Below are 8474 nucleotides of genomic sequence, written 5' to 3'. Positions count from 1 at the left end.
AGGGATCGAGACGCAACAAATCAGAGCGTCCACCGTTCGAGAAGTCCAAACCTCACCTACTGAAATCAGAACGCTGCTGTTCAAGTGCTTAAGACATCAAAACTGGCGAAAGTGGTGTGATAACTGAAAGTTGTACGTTCAGTCGAAGTAACTAAACGCAACTTATTGAAATTAGTGTACTTCATGTTGCATTGTCGCGCTGCCTAATAGATGCTCGGAAGGGCGAAAGATACACTTAACAACCGAGGCGAGTAGTGCCGAAGAGAGAGAGCCACAGAGCTGGCAGCGAGCTGTTCATTGTCGACAATAGCGCCGATGAGTGGAAGGCGCTCCGTTACCTCCATGACTGGTGTCAGCTTTCTGAGTCGATCGATATCGCGACGGGTTACTTCGAAATTGGTGCGCTACTGGCACTTGGAGAGGAATGGAAAAAAGTCGATCACATCCGAATCTTGATGGGTGACGAGGTATCAAAGCGCACCAAACGCGCCTTCGAAGCCGGGCTTCAAGACATTGCTTGTCGCCTTGACAAGAGCATCGCGCAAGAAAAGGACAAGAACCACTTCCTCAATGGAGTTCCAGCGATCGTCGAGGCGATCAGATCCGGCAAGATCGAGTGCCGTGTCTACAGGCGGGACAAATTCCATGCCAAAGCCTACATCACACATGCACGCCTCGAAGTGGTTGGATCATCAGCGCTAGTTGGTTCTTCGAACTTCACGGTCCCAGGCCTCACCCAAAATATCGAACTAAACGTGCAGATTACAGGTACCCCGGTGGCGGTACTGCAAGAATGGTATGAGGAACGCTGGCAGGAAGCCGAAAACGTATCGATTGAAGTCCTCAAGACCCTTGAGCGCCACACACGCGATTACAACCCGTTCGATGTCTATGCGCGGTCGATGCAGCTTTACTTCTCTGGGCATGAGGAGACCGCAACTGAGTGGGAGAAGAACTCCTCTAGGCTCTATCCGGTCCTCGCGAACTACCAGCGGGACGGATACGGTGCGCTGCTAAAGAGGGCAGCAAAATACGGCGGCGCCTTTCTTTGCGACGGAGTCGGCCTGGGCAAGACCTTCATCGGCCTCATGCTAATTGAACGTTTCGTTAAGCACGAAAACAAGAACGTCGCACTATTTGTACCGAAATCAGCCAAGTCGCCTGTTTGGGAACGAGAACTAAGAAACCGACTTCCGGATGTATTCAAGGGCTTCAGTAGGCTGAAAATCTTCAGTCATACAGACCTGATGCGCGAAAAGATGCAGGAGGAATTGGAGCAAGTCAGAGCTCAGGCCGACGTCATCATCATCGACGAGGCACATCACTTCCGGAACACCGGCACGCGCGGTGAAGAAGGTTCAAAGCGCAAATCCCGCTATTGGCGAATGTATGACCTCGCCGAAGGCAAGGAAATGTACATGCTGACCGCTACGCCGATCAACAACAGCCTGTTAGATTTCCAGCACATGGTCGAGCTATTCTCAAGGCACCGCACTGATCACTTCGCTGATGCGCCGCTTGGAATCCATTCTCTCGCAGGGCACATACGGCAATTGGAGAGATCAATTGAGCGGCAATTGGGATCGAATGGGGATGAAGAGGTTGCAGAAATCAACGCAACTGACATAGGCGACCTGTTCGCGACAGATTCACTTTTTGACGCGCTGGTTGTTCAGCGGAGCCGAAGTTATGTGAAGGCTAGTATGCAGCGCGAAGGTGGAGGCGCCGTTGTCTTTCCCGAACCACGTAAACCCAAGGTCGCGCTTTACTCGGTGAAGCAGACTTATGGGAAACTACTCGACATGGTGGCTGATGCTTTCCACAAGCGCGTTCCTCTGTTCACCCTCGGCATTTACAACCCATACGCCTATTACAAGGGCGATGACCCTGAGATAATCCCTGCCATGGAAAAGGGTCGCCGGAAACAGGTGGTGGCGCTAATCAGAACAAACTTCTTGAAGCGTTTTGAAAGCTCGGCCGAAGCGTTCAGGCTCTCATGCTGGCGATTGCTCTATAAACTACTGGCATGGTTGGATGTGAATGCCGAAACCGAACACGAACGGGAAGCCGTCGAGCGATGGAAGCGCCGAAACGGAAAGCTCATCGGATATGAGCCGCAGCTTGATTTTCTCGATGAAGCTGACGGAGAAGAAGACCTCTACCCCGAGGAGTTACGAGATGCGGTTGAAAAGCTTCCCCGTGACGAGTTCGATATCGAGAAAATTGTTCATGACACGATCCAGGACTTGGATCAGCTTGCGGACTTCCTAAAAGAGCTTGAAAAGTTCAAACCGTCTCAAGACAAAAAACTTAATGAGCTCAAAAAGTTGCTTAAGAATGATCCGATCCTTAGGGATCAGAAAGTGATTATCTTCTCCGAGTTCGGCGAGACCGCCCGATATGTTGCTGCTCAACTGAAGGAGGCCGGTATCGAGGGCGTTGACCAGATCGATAGCGGCACCAAGGGGGATCGGTCACAAATCATCCAGCGGTTCGCTCCCTACTACAACGAGTCGAGTTCCGGAAACCTTGCCCAGCGCGGTGTGAGCGAGATCAGAGTGCTGATCTCGACTGATGTGCTTTCTGAAGGTCTCAACCTGCAGGATGCGACGCGTCTCATCAACTATGACCTGCACTGGAATCCCGTGCGACTAATGCAACGGATAGGTCGCGTTGATCGTCGAATGAACCCGGAGATCGAAAAAAGAATACTCGCCGATCATCCGGAGCAGAAGAATCTGCGGGGAACCGTCGGCTACTGGAACTTCCTGCCGCCGGATGAACTCGATGAACTCCTTCGGCTATATAACCGTGTGTCGCACAAGACGCTCCGCATCTCGAAGACGCTCGGCATTGAGGGCAAAAAGTTGCTGCGCGAGGATGATGATTATGAAGACCTACGCAACTTCACAGAGCAGTATGAAGGCACCGCAAGCCCGGACGAACAGATGCATCTGGAATGGCAGGACCTCCTCGCGGCCAACCCGGAGCTAGAGGCACATCTGTCCAGCCTCCCTGACGCGGTGTTTTCCGGCAAACAGCACTCGAAGCGCGGAGCCCGTGGCGTCTTTTTCTGCTATTCACGGCCAGCGCATGATCGCCAGGCTTCGGAGAGGGACGGGCAAGACGTCTGGTCCACCGAGGCTGGCGACGTGAAATGGTATCTATCAGATCTCGAAAGCAATGCGATCTTGGAGGATGCCTCACGTATCATTGAGTTCGTGCGCTGCGAGCCCGAGACGCCCCGGCGCGTTCAGGTTGATCAGGAAAAGCTTTCTGAGCTGCGAAGGTCCGTCGAGAAGCATATCGCTAAGACATATTTGCGTAAGGTCCAGGCCCCTGTCGGCGTGAAGCCGATCCTGAAGGCGTGGATGGAATTGAATTGAGGGTTATTGCCTGATGGGTATCGTAAGTGCCGCCGACCTAGACCGTGTATCCAACTTCGAACAGCTGGTCGAACTCCTTCGCGACAAGCTCGAATGGCCGATTGGCGAGGACTACGGCTTCGATGACATCGTCTTCGAATACGAGGCCAGCGAGCTCGGTCTAAAGCCCAACGAGACGGCGAAGATCCGTGAAATCCATCAGTTGCGGCCTTTGGCAACGAACCAGCCCTGGGGCATCTTCTTCATCTCGATGGAGGATAAAGCGATCCCGGTGACTGTCCTGCGTCGCATCCTGAAGGCGCTGGTGGTGAAGAAGCGTTCAGCTGCGCAGACTTCGGCTCGCCGAGCCTGGGACAAGAGCGACTTGATCTTCGCAGCCAGCTTCGGGAAATCGGGCGCACGGGAACTGGCTTTCATTCACTTCTCAGACGGTAAGGCAGCGGGCGACCTACCGGTAATGAAGGTGCTGGGTTGGAATGCTCAAGATACCCGCCTCCATAACGAACACGTCGCTCGGCTACTCCGTGAGAAACTGATCTGGCCCGACGACCCCGAGGACAGCGAGCACTGGCGAAATACTTGGGCTTCGGCGTTCGAGCTTCGCCTGAACGAGGTGATTAAGACCTCGAAGGACTTGGCCATTCGTCTGGCAGACCTTGCCTCCGATATTCGTGCACGGGTCAATCAGCTGCTTGAAGCCGAAGATGACAGTGGCCCCATGCGCACAATGCAAATGGCTTTCCGCAAGAATCTGATCCACGATCTTGATGACGATGGATTCGCCGACATGTTCGCCCAAACCATTGCATACGGGTTGCTGGCCGCGCGTATTTCACGTACCAAAGGTATCATCGCCGACAACCTGGCCGATATGGTGCCGAAGACGAACCCCTTCCTGAAGGAGTTGTTTGGCAATTTCCTCAAAATCGGAGGGCGGGACAAGCGGACGGGCCTCGACTTCGACGAGCTTGGCATCCGCGATGTCGTCGACGTGCTGAATGATGCCGACATGGAGGCGGTGCTGCGCGACTTTGGCGACCGCAATCCCAAAGAAGACCCGGTCATCCACTTCTACGAGTTGTTTCTGAAGGAATACGACCCGCAGAAGCGTATGCAGCGCGGAGTTTTCTATACGCCCCGACCAGTGGTGAACTTCATCGTCCGCGGGGTGGACGAAATCCTGCGGACGGAGTTCGGGTTGCCTCTGGGCCTCGCCGATACCAGCACTTGGGCCGAGGTCTCGGCTCGGAACGATCGCATCGCCATCCCGGCGCATGTGCAGCCAGACGAGCCCTTCGTTCAGATACTGGATCCGGCCACCGGCACCGGGACATTTCTCGTCGAGGTGATCGACCTGATCCACAAACGGATGGAGGAGCACTGGAAGGCGGAAGGGAAGTCGTTGGCTGAGATCAAATCGGCTTGGAACGACTATGTCCCGAAGCATCTACTTCCGCGTGTTACGGCTTTCGAGCTCATGATGGCGCCCTACACAATCGCGCACATGAAGGTGGGGCTTAAGCTTTCGGAGACAGGCTACACCTTCGGATCAGACGTGCGAGCGCGCATCTTTCTGACCAACGCACTGGAACCGGCACGCGATCCGGATATGGAGTTCATCTTCATGTCCGAAGCACTTGCACACGAAGCACAAGCTGCCAACGATGCCAAGGCTAAGGCGCGTTTCACTATTTTTGTTGGCAACCCTCCATATTCCAACTTTTCTTCCAACCTCACAGAACAAGCGAAAACGTTCATCGAGCGTGTTCGCTATTTCAGGGGGAACAAGATAAGGGAGAGAAATCAGCTTCAATTCGAGAGAAACATAAATGACGACTATGTAAAGTTCTTTGCTTTATGTATGCTTTTTGCCTCCCAATCCGTAACTGCATGCCTCGGATTTATTACAAATAGCACTTTCACTAGATCGGATAGTCTAAAAGGGCTGCGCGAATGGCAAGAGGAAGGCTTTGGGATCAGGCGAGTTGTGGATCTACATGGAGCGTCTGTACGTGGTAGTGCGCATGTGGCCGCTGATGATCAAAATGTTTTCGACATTGAGCAGCCGGTTGCAATCTCGTTGTTTTCGACGTGTGGTAAGAGTGAAGATTCATGGAAATTCCATGACCTACAAGGACGGAGGGTAAGTAAGTACGACTGGCTACTTACTAAAACAGCAAATGGAATTGACTACTATCTTCAGCGACCGAATCAATCTGGTCGCCTTCTTGCTGTGGAGTCATTGCGTTTAGATGAAGAGTACAACAGATACTTGGGACTAGATGATCTTCAGGGACTCTTCTCCGAAGCCATAAAGACTGGCAGGGATTGGCTGGTTACAGACTTTGACTCTGAATCCGTCGTAGAGCGCATGAACGTAATTCAACAGTCGACTCTAACTGACGATGACTTGGTCGAAACGCTAAAGATTAACGTCAAGAAGGCATGGGACTTCTCTAAGGCAAGGGTGGCCCTCAAGGGGAAGAATTTGCGTAGTTACATTCGGGAGATCGACTACAGACCTTTTGATAAACGCCAGATATTTTTTCAAAAGGATTGGATCTCGAGCCCGGCTCTGCCAGTAATGCAGAATTTCGTGCAGGTATCCGAAAACTTTGCGCTTCTTGTGTCACGAAAGAGTCGCTCAGAGGTGCCAAACCTTTACTGGTGTACGGATACAATCTCAGACAAAGGGTATTGCAGCTCGGTTGACAATGTTTCGGCCTTTCCGCTTTGGCTTAAGCTATCAGCTGGCGAATACTTTCACCGTCCAAACATCGATTCAGCGTTGTTATCGAGTTTCGGCAAAATAATTGGGCTGAACTACGAGGACGGGATCCCCCGCGGCAAACAGGAGAGTTGCGGTTCAGATTTTCGGCGTTCACAGGCTGCTCATCTTGGCCTTCCCGGCACGCCTTGGCACGGACGAGGCGATCTCGCCGAAATCTTCGGCCCTCGCGACATGTACGACTACATCTACTCCGTGCTCCACAGCCCCGGATATCGCAGCCGCTATGCCGAGTTCCTGAAATCCGACTTCCCCCGCATCCCCACACCCAAGGATCGCGCCACCTTTACCGATCTTGTGTCACTGGGCCGCGACCTGGTTGCCCTGCACCTCCTGCGCCCGGACGAGGCCCCAACCCTCGAAAAACCCGAGGTCCGCTTTGCCGGTTCCGGCGAAACGCGGGTCGAGAAGGGTTTTCCGAAGTACGAAAACGGCAAGGTGTTGATCAATCGTACCCGCTGGTTTGAGGACGTTCCGAAAGCAACATGGGAGTTCCGTGTCGGCGGCTATCAGGTCTGCGAGAAATGGCTGAAGGACCGCGCCGGTAAGGGCGGTAACAACCCTCACCCCGGGCGCGTCCTGACCGACGAGGACATCCTGCACTACCGCCGCGTCGTAGTCGCCCTGACGGAGACCCGCCGCCTTATGGCTGAAATCGACAAGGTGATCGATAAGCACGGCGGTTGGCCAGATGCCTTCTACCAGCCGCCGCCTCCGCCTCCGACGGTGGAAGAAATTATTGATGCAGACGAAAGCAGAGAGCTTGAGTTCAAAAGCACGTTCCAATGGGACATGCGAGAAGGAAAACAGAACAAGGCCCTTCAGAAACAAGTCTTAAAGACCCTTGCGGCATTCATGAATTCGGATGGCGGCACTCTGGTTATCGGCGTCACAGATGACAAGGAGATCCTTGGACTAGAGCACGACCTAAAACTGCTCAAGAACAGCCTCGATGTCTTCGAGCAAACGCTCCTGAACGTCTTCTCTAGTTCGATCGGCGCTCCGTACTCACAGCACTGCAAGATGCGGTTTGGCGATGCGTCAGATGGTAAGAAGGTTTGCGTGATCGATGTTACTGCTGCGAAAGAGCCGGTGTTCGTCGACTTTCAGGGACAGCACGAGTTCTTCATTCGCCGCGGTAACGCCACTGTCAGCCTCAACGCAAGCGAACAACACACCTATACGCGCCAGAGGTTTTCAAATTGAAATGGAGTTTCACTGCGGACTTCTGCGACCAGCTTGACGTACCACGGAGGCAGAAGGACTCACGGACGCGGGGCATCTCCGTCGACCGACCTTGTCATCCAAGGTTGCTTTACGCGTGAAGGGATTGTCGCCAAAACTCTTAGCATCGATGACCTTGTCGGCTGATGCGGTCGTGGACCAGATGCTGCTACACGGCTCAACCGGAATGCGTGCGCCGCCGCGTACCGAAGTCGGCTTCGTCGCCGCAATCACTCTTGGAGGTGTGCGCGGCATCTGGGCTGCATGGGAGCCCTTACTCAAACCGCATGGATGCTCTCTGAAGATGCACGGCGTCTTTTGCCACGCTGCGCCGGTGGTTGAGTTTGTCGGCCCCAGCGGTACGAAGGCAGGATGTGAACTCGCAGACTTGCTGGTCGTCGTAGATCATATTGATCCGGTCGGGCAGGTCCAGCGACGAGCTAGCCTGATACAAGCAAAAATGGCATCGAAAGCCAAACGCGTCTCGCTGACCGGGCCGTCGAGCAAAAAACAGCTTCATCTATTTCAGCATTGGCCGAGCTTTAGATTCCGCGATCCTGTTTATGGAACCAGTACCTATTCCCTGACAGGTGTCGGGACTGGGGAGTCGGGTACTTTCGGAGTGATAGATCGACACTTCAAGAAATCGCGCAAGCAACCTCCCCAATGGACTCAGCATAGTGCCTCACCGACTCCGCACCGAATAACGACGGAGCCCACTCTTGGTGGTTTTATCGCTCAGATGATAGGCGGCAGCACTCGCAATTTTGGGCGAGTTGCATTTCTGGGTGGGACTGATGACTGGAGTCGGGTGGTTGATTTGCTGCTAAATGTGACATTTAAAAAAGCATTCAGACATGCACCGACAATTGGCCCTCTCCAATCTCCCCGGGGCGTTACAGCGATGGCCTGTGTAAAGGCACCGACTGGGGGGCAGGGCCGCAGTCGTAAATTGCGGGGAGTCGACTGGAGACCGCCTTTTGACGGCTTCCAGACGGTCGAGGACGACAATCCAGGCGGCATAAGTGTTCTAAGAGTAGAGGTTTCGCGGGATATGGACCTATGATGTGCTTCTC

At 53.7% G+C, this 8474-nt stretch carries 3 protein-coding genes; all 3 read left to right on the top strand.

All coding sequences use genetic code 11. The features are described 5' to 3' along the window. The first annotated feature begins 254 nt into the window (after positions 1–254). Positions 255–3386 (top strand): helicase-related protein, encoded by a 3132-nt coding sequence (locus AC2FM5_RS18555; protein WP_496737366.1) that lies wholly within the window; start codon positions 255–257, stop codon positions 3384–3386. A 13-nt stretch (positions 3387–3399) separates the two neighbouring features. Continuing rightward, complete coding sequence (locus tag AC2FM5_RS18550; protein WP_496737363.1) at positions 3400–7380, top strand: type ISP restriction/modification enzyme; 3981 nt, start codon at positions 3400–3402, stop codon at positions 7378–7380. 148 nt (positions 7381–7528) lie between these two features. Further along, positions 7529–8464, top strand: a complete 936-nt coding sequence (locus AC2FM5_RS18545) for a hypothetical protein (RefSeq protein ID WP_496737360.1) — start codon at positions 7529–7531, stop codon at positions 8462–8464. Positions 8465–8474 lie beyond the last annotated feature (10 nt).

The sequence above is a fragment of the Ruegeria sp. BHSA162 genome (genome assembly GCF_059613385.1).
The sequence above is the reverse complement of the archived record's forward strand: the minus strand, read 5'-3'. Positions and strand labels throughout refer to the sequence as shown.